23 protein-coding genes and 1 riboswitch are annotated in these 24863 nt (G+C 70.7%); of the genes, 14 read left to right on the top strand and 9 right to left on the bottom strand.

The window, feature by feature from the left end; all coding sequences use genetic code 11:
• Window positions 1–160: 160 nt before the first annotated feature.
• Entirely contained in the window at window positions 161–937 is a 777-nt protein-coding gene (locus tag MTQ01_RS15505; RefSeq protein ID WP_247490812.1) for a trans-aconitate 2-methyltransferase, read from the bottom strand.
• 87 nt (window positions 938–1024) lie between these two features.
• Between MTQ01_RS15505 and MTQ01_RS15500 the strand changes: the two genes are divergently transcribed.
• Together MTQ01_RS15500 and MTQ01_RS15495 are read left to right on the top strand one after the other, a co-directional pair.
• Window positions 1025–1597, top strand: coding sequence for a CGNR zinc finger domain-containing protein (locus MTQ01_RS15500; protein WP_247490811.1), 573 nt, complete (start codon window positions 1025–1027; stop codon window positions 1595–1597).
• Between the two features lie 294 nt (window positions 1598–1891).
• Complete coding sequence (locus MTQ01_RS15495) at window positions 1892–2377, top strand: SRPBCC family protein (protein WP_247490809.1); 486 nt, start codon at window positions 1892–1894, stop codon at window positions 2375–2377.
• 109 nt (window positions 2378–2486) lie between these two features.
• On the opposite strand, the gene MTQ01_RS15490 is transcribed toward MTQ01_RS15495, so the two are convergent.
• A complete protein-coding gene (locus tag MTQ01_RS15490; protein ID WP_247490807.1) occupies window positions 2487–3449 on the bottom strand; it encodes a LysR family transcriptional regulator in 963 nt (320 codons plus the stop codon).
• A 230-nt stretch (window positions 3450–3679) separates the two neighbouring features.
• Here MTQ01_RS15490 and snpA point away from each other — a divergent pair, with 230 nt between their 5' ends.
• Both snpA and MTQ01_RS15480 read left to right on the top strand, forming a co-directional pair.
• Complete coding sequence (gene snpA / locus MTQ01_RS15485) at window positions 3680–4339, top strand: snapalysin (protein ID WP_247490805.1); 660 nt, start codon at window positions 3680–3682, stop codon at window positions 4337–4339.
• Window positions 4340–4501: 162 nt separating this feature from the next.
• Window positions 4502–4975, top strand: a complete 474-nt coding sequence (locus tag MTQ01_RS15480) for an NUDIX domain-containing protein (RefSeq protein ID WP_374207755.1) — start codon at window positions 4502–4504, stop codon at window positions 4973–4975.
• Between the two features lie 88 nt (window positions 4976–5063).
• Here the strand turns inward: MTQ01_RS15480 and MTQ01_RS15475 are convergent, their stop codons facing one another.
• Window positions 5064–6227, bottom strand: a complete 1164-nt coding sequence (locus MTQ01_RS15475; protein ID WP_247490804.1) for a class I SAM-dependent methyltransferase — start codon at window positions 6225–6227, stop codon at window positions 5064–5066.
• 203 nt (window positions 6228–6430) lie between these two features.
• Between MTQ01_RS15475 and MTQ01_RS15470 the strand changes: the two genes are divergently transcribed.
• The 5 genes from MTQ01_RS15470 to MTQ01_RS15450 all read left to right on the top strand — a co-directional run bounded on the left by MTQ01_RS15470 (window position 6431) and on the right by MTQ01_RS15450 (window position 10541).
• Window positions 6431–7021, top strand: coding sequence for an N-acetylmuramoyl-L-alanine amidase (locus tag MTQ01_RS15470; protein WP_211039013.1), 591 nt, complete (start codon window positions 6431–6433; stop codon window positions 7019–7021).
• 155 nt (window positions 7022–7176) lie between these two features.
• Window positions 7177–8157 (top strand): 1-aminocyclopropane-1-carboxylate deaminase/D-cysteine desulfhydrase, encoded by a 981-nt coding sequence (locus MTQ01_RS15465; protein WP_247490802.1) that lies wholly within the window; start codon window positions 7177–7179, stop codon window positions 8155–8157.
• A gap of 82 nt (window positions 8158–8239) precedes the next feature.
• Window positions 8240–8776, top strand: coding sequence for a GNAT family N-acetyltransferase (locus MTQ01_RS15460; protein ID WP_247490800.1), 537 nt, complete (start codon window positions 8240–8242; stop codon window positions 8774–8776).
• 350 nt (window positions 8777–9126) lie between these two features.
• The gene (locus MTQ01_RS15455) at window positions 9127–9534 is read left to right on the top strand and encodes an anti-sigma regulatory factor (RefSeq protein WP_211039016.1); all 408 of its coding nucleotides are present in this window, start codon (window positions 9127–9129) and stop codon (window positions 9532–9534) included.
• Window positions 9535–9572: 38 nt separating this feature from the next.
• Window positions 9573–10541, top strand: a complete 969-nt coding sequence (locus MTQ01_RS15450) for an RNA polymerase sigma factor SigF (RefSeq protein ID WP_374207754.1) — start codon at window positions 9573–9575, stop codon at window positions 10539–10541.
• Between the two features lie 295 nt (window positions 10542–10836).
• Here MTQ01_RS15450 and MTQ01_RS15445 read toward each other — a convergent pair whose 3' ends face one another.
• Window positions 10837–11292 (bottom strand): hypothetical protein, encoded by a 456-nt coding sequence (locus tag MTQ01_RS15445; RefSeq protein WP_247490798.1) that lies wholly within the window; start codon window positions 11290–11292, stop codon window positions 10837–10839.
• A 141-nt stretch (window positions 11293–11433) separates the two neighbouring features.
• On the opposite strand from MTQ01_RS15445, the gene MTQ01_RS15440 reads away from it, so the two are divergent.
• On the top strand, window positions 11434–12402 hold the full coding sequence (locus MTQ01_RS15440) for a diacylglycerol kinase family protein (RefSeq protein WP_247490796.1): 969 nt from the start codon (window positions 11434–11436) through the stop codon (window positions 12400–12402).
• A 324-nt stretch (window positions 12403–12726) separates the two neighbouring features.
• Window positions 12727–12984, top strand: coding sequence for a WhiB family transcriptional regulator (locus MTQ01_RS15435; protein WP_211039019.1), 258 nt, complete (start codon window positions 12727–12729; stop codon window positions 12982–12984).
• Between the two features lie 214 nt (window positions 12985–13198).
• Here MTQ01_RS15435 and MTQ01_RS15430 read toward each other — a convergent pair whose 3' ends face one another.
• From MTQ01_RS15430 to MTQ01_RS15410, 5 genes are all read right to left on the bottom strand, one after another.
• On the bottom strand, window positions 13199–14722 hold the full coding sequence (locus MTQ01_RS15430; protein ID WP_247491271.1) for a PAS domain-containing sensor histidine kinase: 1524 nt from the start codon (window positions 14720–14722) through the stop codon (window positions 13199–13201).
• A gap of 609 nt (window positions 14723–15331) precedes the next feature.
• Window positions 15332–16861, bottom strand: a complete 1530-nt coding sequence (locus tag MTQ01_RS15425) for a glycoside hydrolase family 3 protein (RefSeq protein ID WP_247490794.1) — start codon at window positions 16859–16861, stop codon at window positions 15332–15334.
• 8 nt (window positions 16862–16869) lie between these two features.
• Window positions 16870–17676 carry a carbohydrate ABC transporter permease gene (locus MTQ01_RS15420; protein ID WP_247491269.1) on the bottom strand — a complete coding sequence of 269 codons (807 nt, stop codon included), beginning with the start codon at window positions 17674–17676 and terminating at the stop codon, window positions 16870–16872.
• Between the two features lie 110 nt (window positions 17677–17786).
• Complete coding sequence (locus MTQ01_RS15415; protein WP_247490793.1) at window positions 17787–18788, bottom strand: carbohydrate ABC transporter permease; 1002 nt, start codon at window positions 18786–18788, stop codon at window positions 17787–17789.
• Window positions 18789–18930: 142 nt separating this feature from the next.
• The gene (locus MTQ01_RS15410; RefSeq protein WP_247490791.1) at window positions 18931–20229 is read right to left on the bottom strand and encodes a sugar ABC transporter substrate-binding protein; all 1299 of its coding nucleotides are present in this window, start codon (window positions 20227–20229) and stop codon (window positions 18931–18933) included.
• 590 nt (window positions 20230–20819) lie between these two features.
• On the opposite strand from MTQ01_RS15410, the gene MTQ01_RS15405 reads away from it, so the two are divergent.
• The 3 genes from MTQ01_RS15405 to MTQ01_RS15395 all read left to right on the top strand — a co-directional run bounded on the left by MTQ01_RS15405 (window position 20820) and on the right by MTQ01_RS15395 (window position 24359).
• Entirely contained in the window at window positions 20820–21629 is an 810-nt protein-coding gene (locus tag MTQ01_RS15405) for a GntR family transcriptional regulator (RefSeq protein ID WP_374207753.1), read from the top strand.
• A 200-nt stretch (window positions 21630–21829) separates the two neighbouring features.
• A complete protein-coding gene (locus tag MTQ01_RS15400) occupies window positions 21830–24034 on the top strand; it encodes a carbon starvation CstA family protein (RefSeq protein WP_247490790.1) in 2205 nt (734 codons plus the stop codon).
• A gap of 115 nt (window positions 24035–24149) precedes the next feature.
• The gene (locus MTQ01_RS15395; RefSeq protein ID WP_247490788.1) at window positions 24150–24359 is read left to right on the top strand and encodes a YbdD/YjiX family protein; all 210 of its coding nucleotides are present in this window, start codon (window positions 24150–24152) and stop codon (window positions 24357–24359) included.
• Between the two features lie 289 nt (window positions 24360–24648).
• Window positions 24649–24789: riboswitch (cobalamin riboswitch) on the top strand.
• Window positions 24790–24863: the final 74 nt, after the last annotated feature.

Below are 24863 nucleotides of genomic sequence, written 5' to 3'. Positions count from 1 at the left end.
CGGACCCCTCCCGCGGCACCACGACACCCGCACCGACGCCCGTGGGCGCGCCCGGCACTCCGCCGAGCGCGCCCACGCCGCGTACGCCCCCTCGTACGCCCCACGTGTGCCCGACGGGCCCGGGCACGTCGCGCGGCAGTGGGCGGGCGGCGGACGCCGCTCAGCGCAGACCGAGCACCATGGCGTCCAGCGGGGAGGACCAGACCGTGCGGGCCTCGCGGAAGCCACCGTTGCGCAGCACCTCGGTGTGCCAGGAGGGGGACTGCATGTGGTCGTTGCTGTGGTCGCCCTGGGCCGGGTCGTTGAAGATTCGGTACCGCTCGGCCACCACCTCCGCGAACGCGGGTTCGGCGGCCATCGACTGCCACCACGCGACCCAGTCCTGCGCCCCCTGCTCCTTCTCGCTCTCGCGACGCGCACGGTCCAGGGTGTGCAGTGCCGCGTCGATCGCGGGTGTGGTCGGGTCGGGCATGTGATCGACGTTGAGGAAGACCCCGCCCCGGCGGAGCACAGCCGCCAACCGGCCGTAGAGCACGGCCAGTTCGCCGGTCGGGAGCCAGTGCAGGGCGGTGGAGGCGAGCACCGCGTCGTACTCGTGGTGCGGCAGCGCCTCCCGCCAGTTCGGGTCGCGCAGGTCGAGGGTGAGGAACTCGGCGCGCCGCTCGTCGGCGAAGGTGCCGCGCGCGAGCGTCAGCAGTGCGGGGTCGAGGTCGACGCCGGTGGTCCGTGCCCCGGGGAAGCGGTCGAGAACGCGCGCGGTGATGCTCCCCGTGCCGCAGGCCAGGTCCAGCACCTTCGGCTCGCGGCCGACCAGGGCCTCGACCGTGTCGAGCATGACGCGGAAGCGTTCCTCACGGTCGGGCAGGTAGAACTCCTGCTGACGGTCCCAACTGCGCTGCCACGCCTGCCAGTCCGGAGGTGTGGTGGTATCGGTCATGTCTCCCCCTCGGGGATGTAATAGCCTGCAACAGTGCTGAGCCCTTACTTGCCAGCGACTGTAACGCCTCTCTCGTAAGGACTACAAGTGGAGCTCACCTCTTACGCGGATTTCGCGGTACGACTGGTGAACACCGAGGACCCGCACCGGGGCACCGACGTCCTCACCTCCGTGGAGACGGTCCGGGAGCTCTTCGGCGCCAGCAAGCAGGCCGCCCGTCGCGCCTCGGACGCCGACGTGCCGAGGCTGCGCGCGGTGCGCACCCGGCTGCGCGCCGTCTTCGCCGCCGCCTCCGAGGGCGACGAGTTCCGCGCCGTCGACCTGCTCAACTCACTGCTGATGGAGTACCCGGCCAGTCCGCAGATCGCCGGCCACGACTACCGGGACGAGCAGGGCAACCCGCGCTGGCATCTCCACCTCGCGGAGAACCCCGCCAACGCGGGCGCGGGTTACGCCGCGATCGCCTGCATGGGCCTGGCGTTCAGCCTCGCCGACCTCGGGGTGGACCGGCTCGGCATCTGCCGCTCCGAACCGTGCCGCAACGCCTATCTGGACACCTCCACCAACCGCTCCCGCCGCTACTGCTCCGACCGCTGCGCCACCCGCGCCAACGTCGCCGCCTACCGCGCCCGCAAACGCCGGGAACAGGCCGGCGACTGACCGGCCCACCGCGGACCGCCCCGCGTGCGACCGGCCGACCGCATCCGCATCACGGACCCTCACCGCGGACACGGACCCGGACCGCGGACACGGACACGGGCATGGCCCCGGATTCGGACCCGGATTCGGACGCGGATTCGGGTCCTCGCGCGCCCGACCGGTGGGACACGGAGCGGGCGCGCGACCGCCCCGCGGCGGCACGTCCGGCACCGCCTAGGGTGGACCGTTCACCAGCAGGGTCGGACCAGACCGCGGACCCCGTACCCGAAGCCGAGCGCGACGAAAGTAGGCACCGTGACCGCGACGCTGCACAGCGAAGGCGACCAGCAGACACTGCGCTTCGAGCGCGTGTACCGCCAACCCGCCGCCGACGTCTGGCAGACCGTGACCGACCCCGAATTGATGGCGGCCTGGTTCCCCGCCCGTGTCGACTGCCCGGAACTGGTCGCCGGCGCACCGATGACCTTCACCTTCGAGGGCGACGACGGTCCGCCGTCCACCGGCACCGTCGACGAGGTCGTCGAGCCGTCGGTGTTCGCGTTCACCTGGGACGGCGACCGGATCCGCATCGAACTCACCGAGGAGGGCGAGGAGAAGACGCAGCTGGCGCTCACCGCCTCCTTCGAGGGCCGCGACTGGGCCGTGCGGAACGCCGCGGGCTGGCACATCTGCCTGGACCTGCTGAAGTCCACCCTCGCGGACGAACCGCCCAAGTCCTCCGTCGGCAAGCGCCAGTCGCAGCTCCTCAAGGAGTACGAGACCCTCTTCCGCGACTCCTGACCGACCGACCGCCTACCGCCGCCATCCGACCCGCCGGCCCGCCGACCCGCCTGCCGGGAGGCCGGGAGACCGGAAGGCGACCCCGTCCGCTTCAGCCGTCCCCGCCGGTTCAGCCGGGGAACGAACCCCCGTGCCGGGACTGCCAGTCGCGGTACGTGGGGCTCGCGGCGGCCACCTCCCGGTAGGCGGCCCGCAGTTCGCCGAAGACCTCGTCCAGACGCGTGTCCGCCCGGCCGCCGGCGCGGAACGCCAGCAGCAGCCGTACGGTGAGCGGCTGGTCCGCCAGCGGACGGATGGCGACGCCCGGGCGCGGGCCGGAGGTCGGTTGGCAGGGCATCACCACCTCGCCGGCGGCGACCAGATCGGTGGCCGTCATGTAGTCGCCCAGCACGATCCGCGGGTTGAGCGCGGCGTGTGCGAACGCTCTGCGCAGGCCGTCCCATTCGCCGTCCGCGAGGGGCTCGACCATCCACCGCGCGTCGGCCAGCTCGGACAGCCCCACCTCGGTGCGGGCGGCGGCGGGGTGGGTCTCGGCGAGCGCGACGAACTGCGGCTCGCGCTCCACCAGCACCCACTGCTCGACCCCGGGCGGGAAGACCAGCGGGCAGCCGGTGACCTCGTGCACGAACACCGCGTCCAGCTGGTTCGAACCGACCATCCGCAGCAGCTTGTTGGCGGAGACGTCGATGTGGATGGTGGTGTCCCAGTCCGGGTAGCGGCCGTGCAGCCGCCGCAGCCAGCCCGCGACCGCGCGGCTGCCCGTGCTTCCCGTACTGCCGATGCGCAGCCGTCCGCTCCTGGTCCGCAGCGCGGCGTACCGGCTCTCGGTGACCAGCGCGCTCATCTCGGCCACGATCGGCCGCGCCCTGCTCAACACGGTCCGGCCGAGCGCCGTCGGCTCGCTGCCGGTGCGCTCGCGCACGAAGAGCTGCCCGCCCAACGCCTGCTCGATACGGCGCAGTTGGGTGGTGAGCGAGGGCTGCGTCACACCCAGATGGCGGGCGGCCTTGCGCACGCTGCCGCTGTCCGCGATGGCGCACAGTGCGCGCAGATGCCTCACCTCTAGCTCCACCGCGTGAGGATATCCACGTCGCACACCGGTCGAACAGGGGCCCCGACCTGCGCTTTGTCCACAGAACTCGGCGACCGCGCGGGGGTATTGGCCGGTGCTATCGCCAAATGGCATCGTGCACAGGACCTTTGGCCTGACCCAGACTCAGTGCGACAACGTTCATCCGGTCGGCCCCGGACGCGCACCCCCACCCCGTGCGTCCACTCGGGAGCCGGAAGAAGGGACCCCCCATGAAGCGCACCAGGACCGCGATCTCGGCCGCACTCGGCCTCGGCCTCGCCGCGGCGCTCGCCGCCGTTCCGACCACCGCCTCGGCGCAGACCGCCGAAGAGACCTTCGCCGGCTACACCGCGTGGAGCCAGTCCGAGGCCAACGACGCCAACAGCAAGGCGTTCTTCGAGGCCGTGATGGAGTCGGCGCTCGAGAAGCACGCCGAGAACCCGGGCGCCCAGGCCGTCACCGTCACCTACGACGCCAGCCAGGCGCCGACCTTCGCCAGCGAGATAGCCCGCAGCACCCAGATCTGGAACTCCTCCGTCAGCAACGTCCAGCTGGCCGAGGGCAGCAACGCCGACTTCGACTACCGCGAGGGCAACGACCCGCGCGGCTCCTACGCCTCCACCGACGGCAAGGGCAGCGGCTACATCTTCCTGGACTACGCCCAGAACCAGCAGTACGACTCCACCCGCGTCACCACCCACGAGACCGGCCACGTCCTCGGCCTCCCGGACAACTACTCCGGCCCGTGCAGCGAGCTGATGTCCGGCGGCGGCCCCGGCCCGTCCTGCACCAACGCGCAGCCCGACCAGAACGAGATCAACCGCACCAACCAGCACTGGGCGAACGGCGTCTCCGCCTTCGCCAAGAAGTTCGACGTCAAGTTCCGCTGAGGCGGGGGCCGTTCGGCCCTCCCCGCTGCTGCGCCGACCGGGCCCGTCCACCACCAGGTGGGCGGGCCCGGCCCGTGCGGCCGGGGGAAAACCGGTGTGCCGCCAGGAGGCGGGGGTGCGAGAGTGACGGGCCGAGACCGTCACCAGCCGCGAGGGACCGCCGTGAAGCCGTTGCCGCCCGCCACCGACTCGATGACCCTGCTGGCCGCGGCGGTGATCGTGCACGACCGGGCGCACGACCGGCTCGTACTCCTCCAGCGCGGACCGAACGCCAAGTTCGCCAGGGGCAGTTGGGACCTTCCGGTGGGCAAATGCGATCCGGGCGAGTCCGTCGCCGCCGCGGCCGTCCGGGAGCTGCGGGAGGAGACCGGGCTGCTGGTGCGCGAGGAGGATCTGGCGCTGGTGCACGTCGTGCACGGCGCACACGGCGCGGAGTCGCCGAACGGATATCTGACCGTCGTCTTCGCGGCCGACCGCTGGAACGGCGAACCGGTCAACGCCGAGCCTGCCAAGCACTCCCGGGTCTGCTGGGTGCCCTTCGAGGAGGTGCCCGAGGACGCCGTGGCACCGACCTTCGAGGCCGTCCGGCTCTACCGCGCGGGCGAGCGCCGGCTGCTGCTGACCGGCTGGCACTGAACCTCTGCCGCCGACCTGCCGCCGCACCCGCGCGGGCGGTACGGCGGGCCTCCCGCGCACGCCGTACCGGCAGGGCCCGGGCCGTCGGTCAGGCCGGGGCCGCGGCCAGCCGCCAGAGCGAGGTCACCTCGGCGCCGCGCGCCGCGGCGAGCGGATCGTCCGGATCCTGCGCCTTGGAGTGGCGGGGCCTGGCGTCCAGTCGGTCCAGCACCTCGAGGCCGGACCGCTCGAACAGACCGAGCAACTCCTCGCGGCTGCGCAGCTCCAGGTGCTCGGCCAGGTCGGAGAGGATCAGCCATCCCTCGCCGCCCGGCAGCAGCGCGCCGCGCAGTCCGGACAGGAAGCCTCGCAGCATCCGGCTGCCCGGGTCGTACACCGCGTGCTCGATCGGCGAGGTCGGCTTCGCCGGCACCCACGGCGGGTTGCACACGACCAGCGGGGCCCGCTCTCCCGGGTACAGGTCGGCCTCCCGCACCTCCACCCGGTCCGCGACGCCCAGCCGTTCGACGTTCTCCCGCGCGCACTCCTGTGCCCGGACGTCCAGTTCGGTCGCGACGACGCGTCGGACCCCGCGGCGGGCCAGCACCACCGCCAGCACTCCGGTGCCGGTGCCCAGGTCCAGGGCGAGAGAGCGGTCGGCGGGCAGCGGCGCCCGGGCGACCAGATCGACGTACTCGCCCCGCAGCGGGGAGAAGACCCCGTGGTACGGGTGGACGCGATCACCGCCGAGCGCGTCCACCTCCACGCCCTTGCGCCGCCACTCCCAGCCGCCGACCGCGCCGAGCAACTCCCGCAGCGCGACGGCGTGTCCGGCCCGCCCGCCGTCCCCGCCGGCCTGCGGCAGCGGCCCGTACGCGTGCGCGCAGGCCTCCCGCACGTCCGGCGCACGGCGCAGCGGAACGCTGTGGTCGGACTCCAGCGGCACCAGCAGCATGCCGAGCAGCCGTGCCCGTCGGCCCTGGGCCCGGCGGTGCAGATGGAAGGTCTCCCGGGCGGACCCGCCCCTGCCGGCGGGGCTGCGGTCGGCCCGGCGGCCCAGGGCCGTGAGCAGTTGGCGCGCCCCGTGGAAGTCGCCGCGCCACAGCAGCGCCGTCCCCTCGCAGACCAGCTTGAACGCGGCGTCCGCGCGCAGCGAGTCGTCCACCTCCAGAACCCGGCGGGGCTCGGGGGCGGCGCTGAGCGAGAGCAGCCGGGGACGGGCGTCCGGCGGCAGACCGGCCGGGTCGGGAGGCGGGGCGGAGCGTGCGGGCATGAGCAGGACTGTACGGGCCGCACGCGGGACCGGCGCACGGGGTCGGCCTCACGCACCGTGGTCGCGGAGCGGTCGTCGGGGACGCGCGCACCGCCCGCGGCCGGGCACCCGCGTGTCTGTATCGCCGGGTTCCCTCCCAAGTGCGGTGGGCAGTACTGCCGTTCGAGTGGAGGCAACGGCGGCAAAGTGGGTACACAGGAGTTATGGCGACACCGATTACTGCGAGCAAACTCCTGACGGCACTTCGCGACGAGGGCGTCACCGTCGTCGAGGTCGGCGACTGGCGCACGCACAACCGCAACCACGTGGGCGCGTGGGGCGGGGTCAACGGCGTGATGATCCACCACACCGTCACCAAGGGCTCCGCCCGTACCGTGCAGATCTGCCGGGACGGCTACTCGTCCCTGCCGGGGCCGCTGTGCCACGGCGTGATCACCAAGGACGGCAGAGTCCACCTCGTCGGCCACGGGCGCGCGAACCACGCGGGCCTGGGGGACAGCGACGTGATGGCCGCGGTCGTCGCCGAGAAGCGCCCGCCGGCCCCCACGAAGCACGACATCGACGGCAACGCCCGTTTCTACGGGTTCGAGTGCGAGAACCTCGGCGACGGCAAGGACCCGTGGCCGGACGCCCAGTTGGAGGCGATCGAGCGTGCCGCGGCGGCGATCTGCCGCCACCACGGCTGGAACGAGATGTCGGTCATCGGCCACCTCCAGTGGACCAACCAGAAGGTCGACCCCCGCGGTTTCACCATGGACTCCATGCGCGACCGCATCCGCAAGCGGCTCTCCTGACCCCCGCCCCCGACGGGCCCGACACCGAACACGGAACACCGACGCCGCACAGCTGCACGGCACACGAGAACCGACGCCGCGCGCCGACACCGCACACCGAACAGCACACCGGTCCGCACAGCGGGTCCGAGCACCGGATCCGCCACAATCGGGCCATGCTTCCGCAGCTCGACGCCCTCGAACCCCGACTCCCCTCTCCGCTCCAGGAGGTGCGGGACGAGCGGTTCGACGGGCGCGGGCTGCGGCTGCTGCTCAAGCGGGACGATCTGATCCACCCCGAGCTCAGCGGCAACAAATGGCGCAAACTCGCGCCCAACCTCCGTACCGCGCTCACTGAGCGGCGCTCGGCGCTGCTCACCTTCGGCGGCGCGTACTCCAACCATCTGCGGGCGACGGCCGCCGCCGGCCGGCTCCTCGGGCTGCCCACCATCGGGGTGGTGCGCGGCCAGGAGCTCGCCGACCGGCCGCTCAACCCGGTGCTCGCCCGCTGCCGGGAGAACGGCATGCGGCTGCACTTCGTCACCCGGGCCGAGTACCGGGACCGCGGCACGCCCGAACTCGCCGCCGGGCTGCGGGAGTTGTTCGGCCGGGACGTGCTCGTCGTGCCCGAGGGCGGCAGCAACGCGGCGGCCGTGCACGGCTGCACCGCACTCGGTGCGGAGCTGCGCGGACAGGCCGACCTCGCCGCGGTGGCCTGCGGAACCGGAGGCACTCTCGCGGGCATGGCCGCCACCGGGCCGCCCTCGCTCGGTTTCCCGGTCCTCAGGGGCGATTTCCTGACCTCGGAGGTGTCCGGCCTCCAACAGGCCGCGTTCGGCGCTCCACGCGGCGACTGGCGCCTCGTGGAGGGCTTCCACTGCGGCGGGTACGCCCGTACGACGCCCGAACTCCTCGCGTACGCCGAGGACTTCGAGCAGCGGCACGGAATCGCGGTGGAGCGGATCTACGTCGCCAAGATGCTTCTCGGTCTCACCGCGCTCGCCGAGGCGGGCCGCTTCGCCCCGGGCACCGCTCTCGCGGCGGTCGTCACCGGCGCCCCGCCACCCGCACCGCCTGCGCCGCCGACACCGTCCGAGCCATCCACACCGTCCACACCGCCCGAGCCGTCCACACCGCCCGAGTCGCCCGCGCACTGACGGCCGCGCCCGCGGCGCGTCGTTCGCCGCCGCGGCACCCGCCCCGCGGGGTCCGCGGACCCCGCTTCCTATAGTCGACGGCATGATCCGCGCCGCCGTCCCCACCGATGTTCCCGCCCTGCTCGCCATGGTCCGCGAGCTGGCCGAGTACGAGCGTGCCGCCGAGCACGCGCTGGCCACCGAGGAGCAGCTGCACGCCGCCCTCTTCGGCCCGCACCCCGCGGTCTTCGCCCTGATCGCCGAAGAGCCGGGCGCCCAGCCGGACGCCGACCCGCAGACCGTCGGATTCGCCCTCTGGTTCCGGAACTTCTCCACCTGGACCGGGACCCACGGCGTCTATCTGGAGGACCTCTATGTGCGTCCGCAGGCGCGCGGCGGCGGCCACGGGCGGGCGCTGCTCGCCGCCCTCGCGCAAATCTGCGAGGCGCACGGCTATGAGCGCTTCGAGTGGTGGGTACTTGACTGGAACGAGCCCTCGATCGGTTTCTACAAGTCGCTCGGCGCCGAGCCGATGGACGAGTGGACCGTCTTCCGGCTCAGCGGCGCCCCGCTGCGGGCGCTGGCGGCGCGGAGCACGTACGACGGCGGGGGCGCGATCGGCACCCACCGCGGGAGTTGAGTGCGGCGGCGTCGTCGATCAACCGGTGTCGGGAAGAGCGTACGAGCGGCGAACGCGCCTCGGGGTGACCTTCACGGAACCCCCATGAGGGCGGCAAAGCCGCAACGCAGGGTAATCCGCCGGGAATTGGTCCCTCCACCCCCCTAGCCACGCACTGTATATATGTGTTTACTATGGGTGACGTTCACGGTATGGGGTGAGCTGCTTCCATCTGGGCGACAGCATGCCGTGGATCGCGATAGCGTCGCAGCTGAACCAGCTGCCTCGGCTCGCAGCCGGCCTCCCGCACGGGGTTGCCGGGTGATCGCGCCCGGGCGGCTCCGCCAGTGTGTGCCACCTTGGAGGTGAGGGTGTCCCAGATCGCAGGTGGGGAGGAGGACTTCGTCGAGGTCCGCCTGCCCGCGGAGGGTGCCTATCTTTCGGTGCTGCGGACGGCCACGGCCGGTCTGGCAGCTCGGTTGGACTTCACCCTCGACGAGATCGAGGATCTACGCATCGCGGTCGACGAGGCGTGCGCGATCCTCCTCCAGCAAGCCGTTACAGGGAGCGTCCTCAGCTGTGTCTTCAAGCTCGTCGGAGACTCACTCAGAGTGACGGTCTCTGCTCCCACGACGGACGGTCGCGCCCCCGAGCGCGACACCTTCGCCTGGACGGTGCTCTCCGCACTGGCCGGCGAAGTGGACTCGGCAGTGGCCGAGGACCGTACGGTCAGCATCAGCCTGCACAAGAAGCGCGGCGCTGCCCCAGGGGCATCGTGACTAATGCCAAGGGGCCAGCACCGGACGAGGGGGCCGGTATGAACGACCTGGAGCACGACTCGGCTGTCGGCCGCCACGAGATGGCCGCCGATCCGGCGATCCCGGAGCAGGCCAGGCCGCACCCGGCCGAACCGAGTCAGCGAGCCGAGCAGCCGGAGCGGGCAGGAACGATGGACCAGGACCAGCACCCCACGGACGGCCGCGGCAGCCCGAACGGCCGGTCCGGTCATGAGGGTCGGCACCCCGCCGACCCTCATGACCGCAGCGGTGCGCGGGCGCTCTTCATCGAGCTGCGCATGCTGCCCGACGGGTCGCCCGAGCGCGCCGAGCTGCGCAACCGCCTGGTCCGGATGCATCTTCCGCTGGTCGAGCACCTCGCCCGCCGCTTCCGCAACCGCGGCGAGCCGCTCGACGACCTGACCCAGGTGGCCACCATCGGCCTGATCAAGTCGGTGGACCGGTTCGACCCCGACCGCGGCGTCGAGTTCTCCACCTACGCGACCCCGACCGTCGTGGGTGAGATCAAGCGGCACTTCCGCGACAAGGGCTGGGCGGTGCGGGTCCCGCGCCGGCTCCAGGAGCTGCGCCTGTCGCTCTCCACCGCCACGGCGGAGCTCTCCCAGCAGCACGGCAGGGCGCCCACCGTGCACGAGCTGGCGCAGCGCCTGTCCATCAGCGACGAGGACGTGCTCGAAGGGCTGGAGTCCGCGAACGCGTACAGCACCCTCTCGCTGGACGTCCCGGACACCGACGACGAGTCGCCGGCCGTCGCCGACACCCTCGGCTCCGAGGACGTCGCGCTGGAGGGCGTGGAGTACCGGGAGTCGCTCAAGCCGCTGCTGGAACAACTCCCGCCGCGCGAGAAGAAGATCCTGCTGCTGCGCTTCTTCGGGAACATGACGCAGTCGCAGATCGCCCAGGAGGTCGGCATCTCCCAGATGCACGTCTCCCGGCTGCTCGCCCGCACTCTCGCCCAGCTGCGCGACCGGCTGCTGGTGGAGGAGTAACCACGACGGGCCTCGCAGGACCGATCCTGCAGGGCCCGTACCGGTCTGTACGCCCCGCCGTCGGCGCGCTGTCGCGCAGGCGGGCACAGCCGCCGCCAGACGCCTCGTGGGCCCAACGACGTGCCCACCGTTCCGGCCCAACAGACCGCCGCCGAGCGGGCGTTGCCCCTCGGCTCCCGCAGCGCCCCGAGCCGCACCCCTGCGCGGCCCACGGCACACCGGCCCCTGCCGCGCACGACTCAGCCCGGCGTACGCGCGCCACACACTCCGGCGCACGCGACCCGGCACACTCCGCTCAGCCCGTCTCCGCGGGCCCCGGCTCGGACCGGAGCACGGCGTGCGTCTTCGGGTGGAAGAGGCAGACCAGTGCGGCGACGGCCACCACAGCGGTCGCCATCCCCGCCACGTACAGCGCTCCTTCGCTGCCTGCCATCTGCCAGCCGACCGGGAGCGCGAGCAACTGCAGGAAGATCGCGGGCCCGCGGCTCCACTTGCTCAGCACCCACAGCCCGCGCGCGGTGCCCAGCGGCAGCAGCGAGAGCACCAGCAGCGTGATCGCCCCGGTCACGGCCTGGGTGACGCTGTCCGGCTCGGAACCCGCCAGCAGCATCACGAGCGTCTGGACGCCGACACCGGCGAGCGCCAGGCCCTCGATCGCGACCAGGACGGCGGCTACCGTCACCCGGGTCGGTCGGGTCGGCCCCGGCTCGGCGGGTTCGGCGGGCACGGGGGCGGCGGCTTCCTTACTCACCCGGCCAGCGTAGCCCGAAGGCCGACCCCCTCCCCCGCCCACACCGACCGGCCCGGCGTTCCCGGCCTGCCCCCGAGCCGGGATGCGGCCTCCCGCGGACGGGCTGGGAGGCTCCCCGCGCAGGTGGGTACCCTGCACCTCATGCGTGCGCTCCTTGTGGTCAACCCGAAAGCCACCACCACCAGTGTGCGGACCCGCGACGTGCTCACCCACGCGCTCGCCAGCGATCTCAAGCTGGAGGTCGCCACCACCGAGTACCGCGGCCACGCCCGCGACCTGGCACGCCGCGCGGCCGACGAGGGACAGGTCGAGCTGGTGATCGCCCTCGGCGGCGACGGCACGGTCAACGAGATCGTCAACGGCCTTCTGCACGAGGGGCCCGACCCCGACCGGCTGCCCGGTGTCGCCGTCGTGCCCGGTGGCTCGACGAACGTCTTCGCTCGTGCCCTGGGGATGCCCAACGACGTGGTGGAGGCGACGGGCGCGCTGCTGGACGCGATAGCCGAGCGGCGCTCGCGCACGATCGGTCTCGGTCTGGCGACCGGGACCCCGGACACCGCGGACGCGGAGGTGCCGGGCCGCTGGTTCACCTTCTGCGCCGGATTCGGGTTCGACGCCGGAGTGGTCGGCCGGGTCGAACAGCAACGGGAACGCGGCAAGCGCTCCACCCACGCGCTCTACATCCGCCAGGCGCTGCGCCAGTTCGCCGGCGAACCGCACCGGCGCCGCGGCACGATCACGCTCTCCCAGCCCGGCCACGAGCCGGTCCACGAGCTCGCGATGTCGATAGTCTGCAACGCCTCCCCCTGGACCTACCTGGGCAATCGCCCGGTGTACGCGGCCCCGCAGGCGTCCTTCGACACCGCCCTGGACGTGCTCGGACTGACCAGCATGTCCACCGCCGCGGTGACGCGTTACGGCGCTCAACTGCTGCTTTCCTCCCCCGAGCGGGGGCCTCGCGGCAAGCACGCGGTCACCCGTCACGACCTGACGGACTTCACCTTGGAATCGCAGGCGCCTTTGCCCTTTCAGATGGACGGCGACCACCTGGGACTGCGAAGCAGCGTTACCTTCACAGGCGTACGCCGCGCACTGCGTGTGATTGTGTAAGTAGAAGCACCCAAAGTCCTTCTACTCGAACGTTTAGGCCATGCTCCACCCACTAGAAGTACGGCTGTGAGCGATGCGACACCAAGGAATCAAAAAAAGATTGCCGGAAGGGCTTGTATCCCACGCCGAGGTTTGCGAGTCTCTTCATGGCGATCGGGACAGCCCCTCACCGGGCCCCTTGAGAGCCACAACCCCCCTTACCAACACCTGGGACCCGCGTCACATTCGACTGCGGGACCTTCCGTTGTTGGGGGATTCGTGAAAGCGTTCACATTCACAAGCAACGCAACGTACTTACCGCAATACGTAGGAGATGGAGCAGCCATGGACTGGCGTCACCGCGCCGTTTGCCGCGAGGAAGACCCCGAGCTCTTCTTCCCCATCGGCAACACCGGTCCTGCGCTGTTGCAGATCGAGGAAGCCAAGGCCGTCTGCCGCCGCTGCCCCGTCATGGAGCAGTGCCTGCAGTGGGCCCTGGAGTCCGGTCAGGACTCCGGTGTCTGGGGTGGCCTCAGCGAGGACGAGCGCCGCGCGATGAAGCGCCGCGCCGCCCGCAACCGGGCTCGCAAGGCAACTGCCTGACGCCCACCGCCCCCTTCGCGCCGCTGCCCCCGAGCCGCAGCAACGCAGTGCCAGGGTGAAGAACAACACCCGACACACTCACGCGAGTTGAGCCCCGCCGAGATTCTCACGGCGGGGCTCTGCCGCGTTCTGACGCCCTTTCGCCGGGCGGTCACCGTTTCTCCCGCGAGTGCGCGGAAACCTCACTTCCCGCGCGTGCGAAGCAGGACGGCGATCAACGTTTCTCCGAGGTGAGCGGAATGTCGAAAGTGACGCGAGTACCGCGCTCCTCCCCCGGCGCCATGGTGAACAGCCCGCCCAACTCCCCCTCCACCAGCGTGCGGACGATCTGAAGTCCCAGACTGCTGGTGCGCTCCAGGTCGAAACCCTCCGGCAGTCCCTTGCCGTTGTCCTGCACCGTGACGATCAGCCGCGGATGCGAGGAGCGCGCCGGATGCGGCGAGTGCGGCGCCGGGTGCTGCGGGTGCGTCGTGTGCGCAGACGCGCCGCGCACCGCGCCCACCTCGACGGCTCCCTGCTCCCCCGGACCGAAACCGTGCTCCAGGGCGTTCTGGAGCACCTCGGTCAGCACCATGGACAGCGGGGTGGCGACCTCCGCGTCCAGAATGCCGAAGCTGCCGCTGCGTCGTGCCTCCACCCGGCCGGGCGAGATCTCCGCGACCATCGCCAGCACCCGGTCGGCGATGGCGTCGAACTCCACGCGCTCGTCGAGGTTCTGGGACAGCGTCTCGTGCACGATGGCGATGGAGCCGACGCGCCGTACGGCCTCCTCCAGGGCTTCGCGTCCGCGCTGGGAGTCGATCCGCCTGGCCTGCAGGCGCAGCAGCGCGGCGACGGTCTGGAGGTTGTTCTTGACCCGGTGGTGGATCTCCCGGATGGTGGCGTCCTTGGTGAGCAACTCGCGTTCGCGCCGGCGCAGTTCCGTCACATCGCGCAGCAGTACGAGCGAACCGATGCGGTTGCCCTTGGGGTTGAGCGGAATCGTGCGCAGCTGGATCACGCACTCGTTCCCCTCGATCTCCGTCTCGCGGGGCGCCCAGCCGCTCGCGAGCTTGACCAGCGACTCGTCCACCGGTCCACGCACCGGCGCGAGTTGAGCGGTGGTGCGGCCCAGGTGGAGGCCGACCAGATCGGCCGCGAGGCCCAGCCGGTGGTACGCGGAGAGGGCGTTGGGGCTGGCGTACTGGACCAGCCCGTCGGCGTCGAGCCGGATCAGCCCGTCTCCCACCCGGGGAGAGACATCCGTGTCCGCCTGCTGGTCGACGAAGGGGAACGACCCCGCGGCGATCATCTGCGCCAGGTCGGAAGCGCTCTGGAGATAGGTGAGTTCGAGCCGGCTGGGGGTGCGCACGGTCAGCAGATTGGTGTTGCGCGCGATCACGCCGAGGACCCGGCCGGCCCGGCGCACCGGGATCGACTCGACCCGCACCGGCACCTCCTCCCGCCACTCCGGGTCGCCCTCGCGGACGATCCGGCCCCCGTCGAGCGCGGAGTCCAGCAGCGGCCTGCGACCGCGCGGCACCAGATGGCCGATCATGTCGTCCTGGTGGGAGGTCGGACCCGTGTTGGGTCGCATCTGCGCGACCGACACGTACCGGGTGCCGTCGCTGGTCGGCACCCAGAGCACGAGGTCGGCGAAGGAGAGGTCCGAGAGCAACTGCCACTCGGAAACCAGCAGATGGAGCCAGTCGAGGTCGGCCTCGCCGAGGGCGGTGTGCTGCCGTACGAGATCGTTCATGGAGGGCACACGGACGAGCGTAGTCGCTGCCGCCTCCGGGCCCCGTACCGCCCGCCTGTGAGCCCGGTGCGCCGATACGGGCGGCACGGACGCGGCAGACGGGGTGGGCGGACGCGGGGTGCGGACGCGACGTGCCGTGCGCTGCGTGCTGCGTGCCGCGTGCTGCGTGCTGCGTGCTGCGTGCTGCGTGTGGACGCGGCGGGAGCCGCTGTCGCTGTCGTACGGCCTGCCAGGGGCTCTCGTTCGACTTCCGAAGCGGCGGGGCGTCGGGGCGGGACGCCGGGAGTGGCCGCACGTGGAGCCGGCGCGGTGGGCGCGGGCGGGGCAGCACGGGCCGGATTGAGCCGGATCGGGCCCGGAAAGCACTTCGGGCCGCGGCGCCTGAACGGGACCCTCAGCCCGTCCGGCACCGCAGCCCGGAGCGATCGGAGATCCCGGCACCGTCAGGGCAGAAAGTGACCGCGATCTCGTTCCGCCCTCCTGTGCGGGGAGAGCGGAAGCGTTGTGCGTGCCCACGATTGTGGACTAGACCAGGCTTGTCTGTCCATGCTCTGAACAGACTCTCGCCACAAGCCTTCAATACTTGTCACGGCGCACCGCGTACGGGGCTCAACTCCCGTTCGCGGTACCGGCGATGACCTCGGCGGCGGCACGGGCGCAGACCCGGGCCGCGCCGTGTGTGGCGAGGTGGAGGGCGCCGGTCGGCGGTGCCTGCGGCACCCCCATCTCCACCACCACGGTGTCCGGCCTGGCCGCGACCACCGCTGCCAGCACCTCGGCCATCCACGGGTGCCGGTGCACGTCCCGTACGACCCCGACGATGGTGCGCTCGCCCGCTTCGGCGAGCACCCTGGCGGCCAGCGCCTCGGTGCCCTCCGCCTCGGCGTGCTCGCGACGGTAGTCGGCGGTGGTGGTGCCCGGCAGCAGCGGCTCCAGCTCGTTGGCCAGGCCCCACGGGGTCTCGTGGCCGACGGCGATGTTGCGCATCGGGGTGAAGGCGGCCACCTGCAGTTCGGAGTTCCCGCGGCGGGCACCGGTGACGTGCAGGGCGCGGCGGGCGGCGACCAGGCCGACGTCGGCCCGTACCGGCCGCTGCGCCGCGGCGTCGGCGTGCGCGGACGTCCACTCCGCCAGTGCGCGCACCCGGCCGGCGGCCTCGGCGAGGCGCTCCTCGGGGAGCTCGCCGCTGTGCACGGCGGCGACCAGCGCGTCGCGCAGCCGCAGCACGGTGGCCTCGTCCGCCAGCCCGCCGCCGACGCAGATCGCGTCCGCGCCCGCGGCGATGGCGAGCACGGTGCCGTGTTCGACGCCGTGGTGGTCGGCGATGGCCTTCATCTCCACCGCGTCGGTGACGATCAGCCCGTCGAAGCCGAGGCCGCCCTCGGTGATCGGCGCGCGGAGCAGCCCGGTGAGCGCGGAGGGGCTGAGGGTGGCGGGCAGCGACTCGTCCAGGGCGGGGAGCAGGATGTGCGCGCTCATCATCACCTTGGTGCCGGCGGCCACGGCCGCGCGGAAGGGGACGAGTTCGCGCGCGTGCAGCGTCTCCAGATCGGCGTCGATGCGGGGCAGGGCGTGGTGGGAGTCGACGGAGGTGTCGCCGTGGCCCGGGAAGTGCTTGGTGCTGGCGGCGACTCCGGCGGACTGAAGGCCCTCGATGTAGGCGATGGTGTGCCGCGCGACCAGCTCCTGGTCCGCGCCGAAGGAACGCACTCCGATGACGGGGTTGCCCGGGTTGGAGTTGACGTCCGCGGACGGCGCCCAGTTGAGGTTGACGCCGCACTCGGCGAGCCGGCGGCCGAGCTCGGCCGCGACGTCGCGGGTGAGGTCGGGGTCGTCGACGGTGCCCAGTGCGAGGTTCCCCGGGAAGGAGGAGCCGGTGTGCGCCTCCAGCCGGGTGACGTCCCCGCCCTCCTCGTCGATGGCCACCAGCACCTCCGGCCGTACCGCCCTCAACTGGGCCGTCAGCTCGGTGAGTTGGGCGGGGGACTCGATGTTGCGGGCGAACAGGCCGACCGCGGTGAGCCCCTCGTCCAGACAGCGCAGCAGCCACTGGGGGGCGGTCGTCCCGACGAAGCCGGGCTGGAGCACCGCCAGCGCGTTCCTGGTGAGGGTGGACTGGGAGGAGGTGAGGGTGGTCATCGGTCGAGCTATCCCTTCACTGCGCCGGAGGTGAGGCCCGCGGCCATCTTCTTCTGGACGATCATGAAGAAGATGACGACGGGTACGGCGACGATCACGGAGCCGGCCATCAGCCCGCCGTAGTCGGTGCCGCGGTCGGTGGTGAAGTTCATCAGCCACACGTTCAGCGTGTACTTGTCGTTGTCCTGCATGATGACGTACGCGAAGAGGTACTCGTTCCAGGCGGTGATCAGCGAGAAGATCGAGGCCGCCGCGATGCCCGGCGCGAGCAGCGGGAACATCACCTTCCAGAACGCCTGCATCCGGGAGCAGCCGTCCACCATCGCGGACTCCTCGAGCTCCTTGGGCACGTTGATGACGAAGCCGCGGATCATCCAGATGCTGAACGGCAGCACCGAGACCAGGTAGACGACGATGACGCCCCAGTACTCGTTGAGCGCGCCCATGGAGTTCAGCTGTACGTAGATGGGAATCAGCATCGCGGTCGGCGGCAGCACCTGCACCACGATCAGGACCATCATGAACGCCTTGCGGCCCACGAAGTTGAAGCGGCCGATGGCGAAGGCGGCGATCGTGCCGAGCACCATCGCGCCGAGCACGGCGGTGACACAGATGATCAGGCTGGACTGGATTGCCGTCCAGAAGAACCGCGTCTCGGTGGCCCGTACGAAGTTGTCGAAGGTGACCGAGGTCGGGAAGAGGGACTGGTCGTAGCTGCGGATCTCGCTGTTGGGGCGGAAGGCGCTGAGGACGAGCCAGTAGACCGGGAAGGCCATGACGACGAAGGCGACCAGCCCGAAGATGTTGAAGCCGATCCGGTTCGGCCGGCGGTCGGCCCGGTACTTGCGGGTCGCCGGCTTCTTCGGCGGGGTCTGCGCCCGTTCGGTGTCCGCGCCCTCGGAGGTGCGCGCGGTCGTGGTGGTGCTCACTCGACTTCTCCCGTCTTGAGCAGCTGACGCAGGTAGTACGCGGCCACACCGGACAGCAGCAGCACGGTGATGAGGGCGATGGCGGTGCCCTGGCTGAAGGAGGAGCTGGTGAACGCCTTCTGGAAGGAGTAGATCCCCAGCAGCTCGTACTCGGGCTCCGGCTTGTTGCCCCGCATCAGGAAGACCTGGCCGAAGATGTTGAAGTCCCAGATCACCGAGAGGGTCGCGACCATCTGGAAGACGGGCTTGATCACCGGGAAGACCACGTGGTGGAAGACGCCCCAGGAGTTGGCGCCGTCCAGCTTGGCGGCCTCCTCGAGCTCCTTGGGCACCTGGGTCAGGGCCGCGTAGAGGGTGATGACGACGAAGGGGATCGCGCCCCAGATCACCACCGCGCCGATGATGGTGAAGCCCTGCCAGGGGTTGAGGAACCAGTTGTGTCCCTGGAAGTCCAGCCCCGGGATCTTGCTCAGCGTGCTGTTGATGACGCCGTAGTCGGAGTCGGAGAGCCAGCGGAAGACCGAGGTCGCCACCAGCAGCGGCATCGACCAGGCGGCGATCAGCGCACCGGTGAGCAGCAGTCGCACCCAGGGGGACATCCGCTGCATCGACATGGCGATGAGGAGACCCAGCGACATGGTGAGCGTGACGCAGACGACCATGAACAGCACGGTCTTGAACGTCACCGACCAGAAGTGGGAGTCGCCCAGGATCGTGCTGAACTGCTCGAAGCCGACCCACGGCGGCGAGTCGCCGGTCCACAGTTCACGGCGGCCCATGTCCTGGAAGGACATGATCACGGTCTTGACGAGCGGCCAGGCGAAGATCGCGGCGATGGCCACGATCGCGGGGCCGATCAGCAGATACGGCAGCAGCGCCCCGCCGGTGCGGGCGGTGGCTCTGCCGCCGCCCTTGGGCCGGCCGGACTTCCGTCCGGTGGGCGGTGGGGGTTCGCTGTCGGCCGGTGGTGCGGCGGCTTCGGTGTCAGCGGCGGTCACTGTACGGCCTTCCGTTCGATCAGTTCACCACAAGTGCAGTACGGGCGGCGGCGGTTGAACCGCGCGCCGACCGTCCGCGTGGGGTACGCGCCGCGGGCTCGGGTGCGGTTCCGGCCCGCGGCGCGTACGTATGGGGGGAGGCTCAGGCTTCGGTGTTGATCAGTTCGTTGATCTTGTCGTCGGCCTTCTTGGTCGCCGACTCCACCGAACCGCCGCGCAGGATCTCCAGCAGCATGTTCTCCAGCACCAGCTGCTTCTCCACGGCCGTCCAGCCGGGAGCGATGGGGGTGAACCAGGCGTCCGGCACCGCGTTGGCGATCGGTGCGGTCTTCGGGTCCTTCTGGAGCGGTTCGAGCTGCTTGGTGTTGTTCGGCAGGATGTTCTTGGCCGACAGCACCTTCATGGACTTCTCGCTGGTGAAGAGCGAGATCCACTCCTCGCCGAGGTCCTTGACGTTGGACTTCTCGATCACCGCGAGGTCGGAGCCGCCGATGAAGGAGGGCAGCGGCTTGCCGTTGGGGCCGGGCATGCCCGCGATGTCGACCTTGCCCTTCATCTTCGGGTTGCCGCTCTCGCCCGTGACCACGGACTCGGCCTCCCAGCCGTTGCCGTAGATCACGGCGGCCTTGCCGTTGGCCATCACGTTGGCGTGGTCCTGCTCGTCCTTGGTCTTGTCGGCGTTGTTCCAGTCCTTGACCAGGTCGACGAAGTGCTGGATGCCCTTGCGCGCCTCGGGCTTGCTGAGAGTGCCCTTCCACTCCTTGGCGCCCTCGTCGAACTCGGCGATCTGGCCGCCGTACCCGGCGACGTAGGACATCGCGGCGTACCAGTACTTGCCCGGCAGGTAGAGGGCGGAGAAGGCCTTGTCGGAGCCGTACTCCTGCTCGACCTTCTTCAGTGCCTTCTTCAGGTCGTCCTCGGTCTTCGGGAGTTCCTCGGAGCCGGTGGACTTCTCGAACATCTCGGTGTTCATCACCGCGACGCGGGCGCCGGCGTAGTACGGCACGCAGTACATCTGGCCCTCGAAGGTGCAGGTGTCCTTCAGACCCTGGATCCAGGTGTCGCTGTTGTCGTACTTCTTCTCGTCGATCTCGGCCAGCGCGCCGTTGAGTATGTAGGTCATCGTCTCGGTGTTGCCGAGCTCGACGACGTCGGGGAACTTGCTGCCGCCGAGCGCGGTGTCCAGCTTCTTGGCCTTGTCGCCCCACTGCTGGAACTGCACCTTGACGTTGACCTTGGGGTACTTCTTCTTGAACTGCGCGTTGACGTCCTTGACCAGCTCGGGCCAGGTGCTCTCCGCGTCGTTCATCAGCCAGACCGTGAGCGTGTCGTCCCGGTCCTTGGGGTCTTTCGACGAATTGTCGCTGCCTGAACCACCGCAGGCCGCGAGCGTGGCGAGCATCGCCATGGAACCAATGGTCGCTGTGAGCTTCCGCCGCACGTCACACCCTCCTCAAGGATGTCGGATGGCCCCTCCCGACCGGACGGTCAACGCACTGGCACCGCGGGGAACTTGGGGCGCTGGCCCCAAATGGTCTGGACCAGTGCCCGCACTCTGGCCTAGACCTTTAAGGGTGTCAAGAGTGCCGGTGAGTGGCTCCGATGTCCGTTACGGGAACGACACCAACGCGAGGCGGGCGGCCAACTCCCCCGGGCGGGCATCGCTTTGGCGCCCGTCCCCGTCGACGCCCGTACGAGCGGGCCGCCCCCTGCCGGCGCGCCGCCTCCCCGCCGTGCGCCGCGCACCGGGAAACGCGCGTATCCCCTGGCCACGCGCGGACTGGAGCACTTTAATGGTTTAGACCAGAATGGTGGCCCGTCGGCGGCCCCGGAGACCTGGGGAAGACCCGAGCGGCCGGCGAGGTGTATAAGAAGGGGCGACCCCGACCGCCCGCACCGGGCTTCCCCTTGCCCGGAGCCGCTCCGGCACCGGGCGACCGCGCCCGCGTCGGGCACGGTGGAAGACTCTCGCCCCACAGGGCAACGGACGGCGTCGCGACTGGCGGCCGGGCAGCGAAGTCGGAGGATGCGGTGACCGCAGCAGCACAGCAGGGGCCGAACGGGCGCGTACGGGCCGGCGAGGACGGCGTGGGCCGCACCCCGGCGGAGGCCGGCGCCGCGGGCCGTACGGCCCGGGTGCCGAAGTACTACCGCCTCAAGCGGCATCTGCTGGAGATGACCGAGACCCTGCCGCCCGGCACCCCGGTGCCGCCCGAACGCACCCTGGCCACCGAGTTCGACACCTCCCGCACCACCGTGCGCCAGGCGCTCCAGGAGCTGGTCGTCGAGGGCCGGCTGGAACGCATCCAGGGCAAGGGCACCTTCGTCGCCAAGCCCAAGGTCTCCCAGGCGCTCCAACTCACCTCCTACACCGAGGACATGCGCGCCCAGGGCCTGGAGCCCACCTCGCAGCTGCTCGACATCGGCTACGTCACGGCCGACGACCGGCTCGCCGCCTTCCTCGACATCGACACCGGCGGGCGGGTGCTGCGCATCGAACGACTGCGGCTGGCCAGCGGCGAGCCGATGGCGATCGAGATCACCCACCTCTCCCAGCGCCGTTTCCCCGCCCTGCGGCGGAGCCTGGTGAAGTACGCCTCGCTCTACACCGCCCTCGCGGAGGTGTACGACACCCAGCTCGCGGAGGCCGAGGAGACCATCGAGACCTCGCTCGCCACACCGCGCGAGGCCGGTCTGCTCGGCACCGACGTGGGGCTGCCGATGCTGCTGCTCTCCCGGCACTCCTTCGACAAGGACGGCAGACCGGTGGAGTGGGTGCGCTCGGTGTACCGCGGCGACCGGTACAAGTTCGTGGCCAGGCTCAGGCGGCCGGACCGGTAGCGGCGGCGCCGGGAGGGGCGTACCCGCAGCCGTGGCAGGCGGCCGACGGCCCGCGCCGACGCCGCCGTTCGGCGCACATCGCGACCGCTCGTCTTCCACTCGGCGGACGGCCTAGTGACGATCGGCGCACTCTGCCTTAGATTTCCTGCGCGTTTGACTGAGGAGTCACCCCAGGAGTCGCAGGAAACGGAGTCGCCACCATGCCAGAACCGGCCGCAGCACCACCCGACAAGCACCAGTCCTCCGGTGAGCGGCTCAGTCCGAGGTCGATCGTCGTGTGGACCCTGGTCGCGATCGCCGGCGCCGTCGGATGGGCGATGCTCGCCCTCGCGCGCGGCGAGGAGGTGTCGGCGACCTGGATGGTGGTCGCCGCCCTCGGTACGTACGCCATCGGCTACCGCTTCTACTCGCGCTTTCTGGCCAACCGGGTCCTGAAGGTCGACAAGAACCGCGCCACCCCCGCCGAACGCCTCAACAACGGCGTCGACTTCCACCCCACCGACCGCCGGGTGCTCTTCGGGCACCACTTCGCGGCGGTGGCCGGCGCCGGGCCGCTGGTCGGCCCCGTGCTCGCGGCACAGATGGGTTATCTGCCCGGCACGATCTGGATCGTGGTCGGCGTCATCTTCGCCGGCGCCGTGCAGGACATGGTCACGCTCTTCTTCTCCACGCGGCGCGACGGGCGTTCGCTGGGGCAGATGGCCAGGGACGAGGTCGGTCCGGTCGGTGGAGCGGCGGCGCTGATCGCGGTCTTCGCCATCATGATCATCCTGCTCGCGGTGCTCGCCATGGTGATCGTCAACGCTCTGGCCGAATCCCCCTGGGGTGTCTTCTCGATCGCGATGACCATCCCGATCGCGCTCTTCATGGGCTTCTATCTGCGGGTGCTGCGACCGGGCCGGGTCACCGAGGTGTCGGTGATCGGCGTCATCCTGCTGCTGCTGGCGATCGTCTCCGGCGGCTGGGTGGCCGAGTCCTCCTGGGCGGAGACCTTCACGCTCTCGCCGGGCGCGCTGGTCGTGTGGATGGTGATCTACGGCTTCGTGGCCTCGGTGCTGCCGGTCTGGATGCTGCTGGCGCCGCGCGACTACCTCTCGACCTTCATGAAGGTCGGCACCATCGCACTGCTCGCGATCGGTGTCATCGTCGCGATGCCGACGCTGAAGATGCCCGCGGTGACCGAGTTCGCCTCGCGCGGGGACGGACCGGTGTTCGCCGGCTCGCTCTTCCCCTTCGTCTTCATCACCATCGCCTGCGGCGCGCTCTCCGGCTTCCACTCGCTGGTCGCCTCGGGCACGACGCCGAAGATGATCCAGAAGGAGACCCAGGTCCGGATGGTCGGCTACGGCGCCATGCTGACCGAGTCCTTCGTGGCCATCATGGCGATGGTCGCCGCCTGCATCATCGACCCCGGTCTCTTCTTCGCGATCAACGCGCCCGCCGGAGCCATCGGCGACACCGTCCAGTCCGCCTCGGAGGCGGTGGCGAACTTCGGATTCACCATCTCCCCGCAGGATCTGACAGCCGCGGCCGCAGCGGTCGAGGAGGACAGCCTGCTCTCGCGCACCGGCGGCGCACCGACGTTTGCTCTGGGAATGTCGGAGATCTTCTCCGCGGTGATCGGCGGCGCCGGAATGAAGGCGTTCTGGTACCACTTCGCGATCATGTTCGAGGCGCTGTTCATCCTCACCACCGTGGATGCCGGCACCCGGGTCGGCCGGTTCATGCTCCAGGACATGCTGGGCAACGTCTACAAGCCGTTCCGCGAGGTCAGTTGGAAGCCCGGGGTGTGGATCGCCAGTGCGGTCGTGGTCGGCGGCTGGGGCTACTTCCTGTGGGCCGGAGTCCACGATCCGCTCGGCGGCATCAACCAGCTCTTCCCGCTCTTCGGTATCGCCAACCAGCTGCTGGCCGCCGTCGCGCTCGCGGTGTGCACCACGCTGCTGGTTAAGTCCGGGCGGCTCAAATGGGCCTGGGTCACCGCGGTTCCGCTGGCGTGGGACGTGGCGGTCACCCTCACCGCGAGCTGGCAGAAGATCTTCTCCGGGGACACCGCCGTGGGCTTCTTCGCCCAGCGCCAGGTGTACGCGGACGCGATCGACGCGGGCAAGGTCATCGCACCGGCCAAGGACATGGACGACATGCACACGGTCGTGCTCAACTCGACCGTCAACGGCGTGCTGGCCGCGTTCTTCGCGCTGCTGGTGATCGTGATCCTGGTGGACGCCGGACGGGTCTGCTACCGCGCGATCCGGTACCCGGAGCAGGTCGTGCTGCACGAGGCGAAGTTCGAGCAGTCCCGGATCGTCGCACCGGCCGGATTCTTCCCGACGGCCGAGGAGAAGGCCGAACTCGCGGAGGCTTCCCGGTCCGACAGCGGCGACCCGGCCACCGGCGCACGGTGAGCCGCGGCCGTCGGACCGGCTGAACGCCGCCGGTCCGCAGTCCCGTTCCGGCGGGGGCGGAAAGCCCCTGCCGGAGCGGGAGTTCACTCGGAAGCGTGAGGACACGGATGTGGAAGTGAGAGAACGCACAGGACGGTTGCGCGTGTTGGCCGGAAAGCTGCGCTGGTACTGGCGCGAGCTGACCGGCGAGTCCGCGTACGACCGCTACCTCGCCCATGCCCGCGCCCACAATCCGGGTGCGTCCCCGCTCAGCCGCCGGGAGTTCGAACGCCGGCGCACCGACGCGGCGGAGGACGACCCCCGCGAGGGGTTCCGCTGCTGCTGAACCCCTCGCCCGCGGAACCGGCACTGCCCGGTTCCGTGCAACGCCTCGGCCCGCGGGGCCCGTTCCGTCGGAGCGGGCCCCGCGGTCGTGTGCGCCGCCGCCGGCGGAGAGGAAGCCCGCCCGCGGGCGACACGCCGAGGCTCGGCAATCGTCCGGAAGGACACTGCAAACACTTCCCGAACCCTCCTCGGGCGCCGCTTCCGGGCTTGTCGCGGCCCGAGCACGCAGCAGCAAATCGATGACCCCGGGTCAGCAACAGACACAACATATGGGGGTACGTGAATCACGCACCACAAGATGTATGCTCGGTCTCGCTGCCGCAGCAGGGGAACCCGGTGCGAATCCGGGACTGTCCCGCAACGGTGTGCGCGCGGGCCCACAACGGCCGGACGCGCGAGTCCGACGACCTGTCGGCAGCATCTCAAAACGTCCGGGTCTCGTGGGTTGGACTCCGGGACGCCATGTGAATCCGCGGCCCCGCGCCGTCATTTCCGTGTGCGCCCC

The sequence above is a fragment of the Streptomyces sp. XM4193 genome (genome assembly GCF_023072595.1).
Lineage (GTDB): Bacteria > Actinomycetota > Actinomycetes > Streptomycetales > Streptomycetaceae > Streptomyces.
Note: the sequence above shows the minus strand (reverse complement) of the source record. Positions and strands in the feature narration are given on the sequence as shown.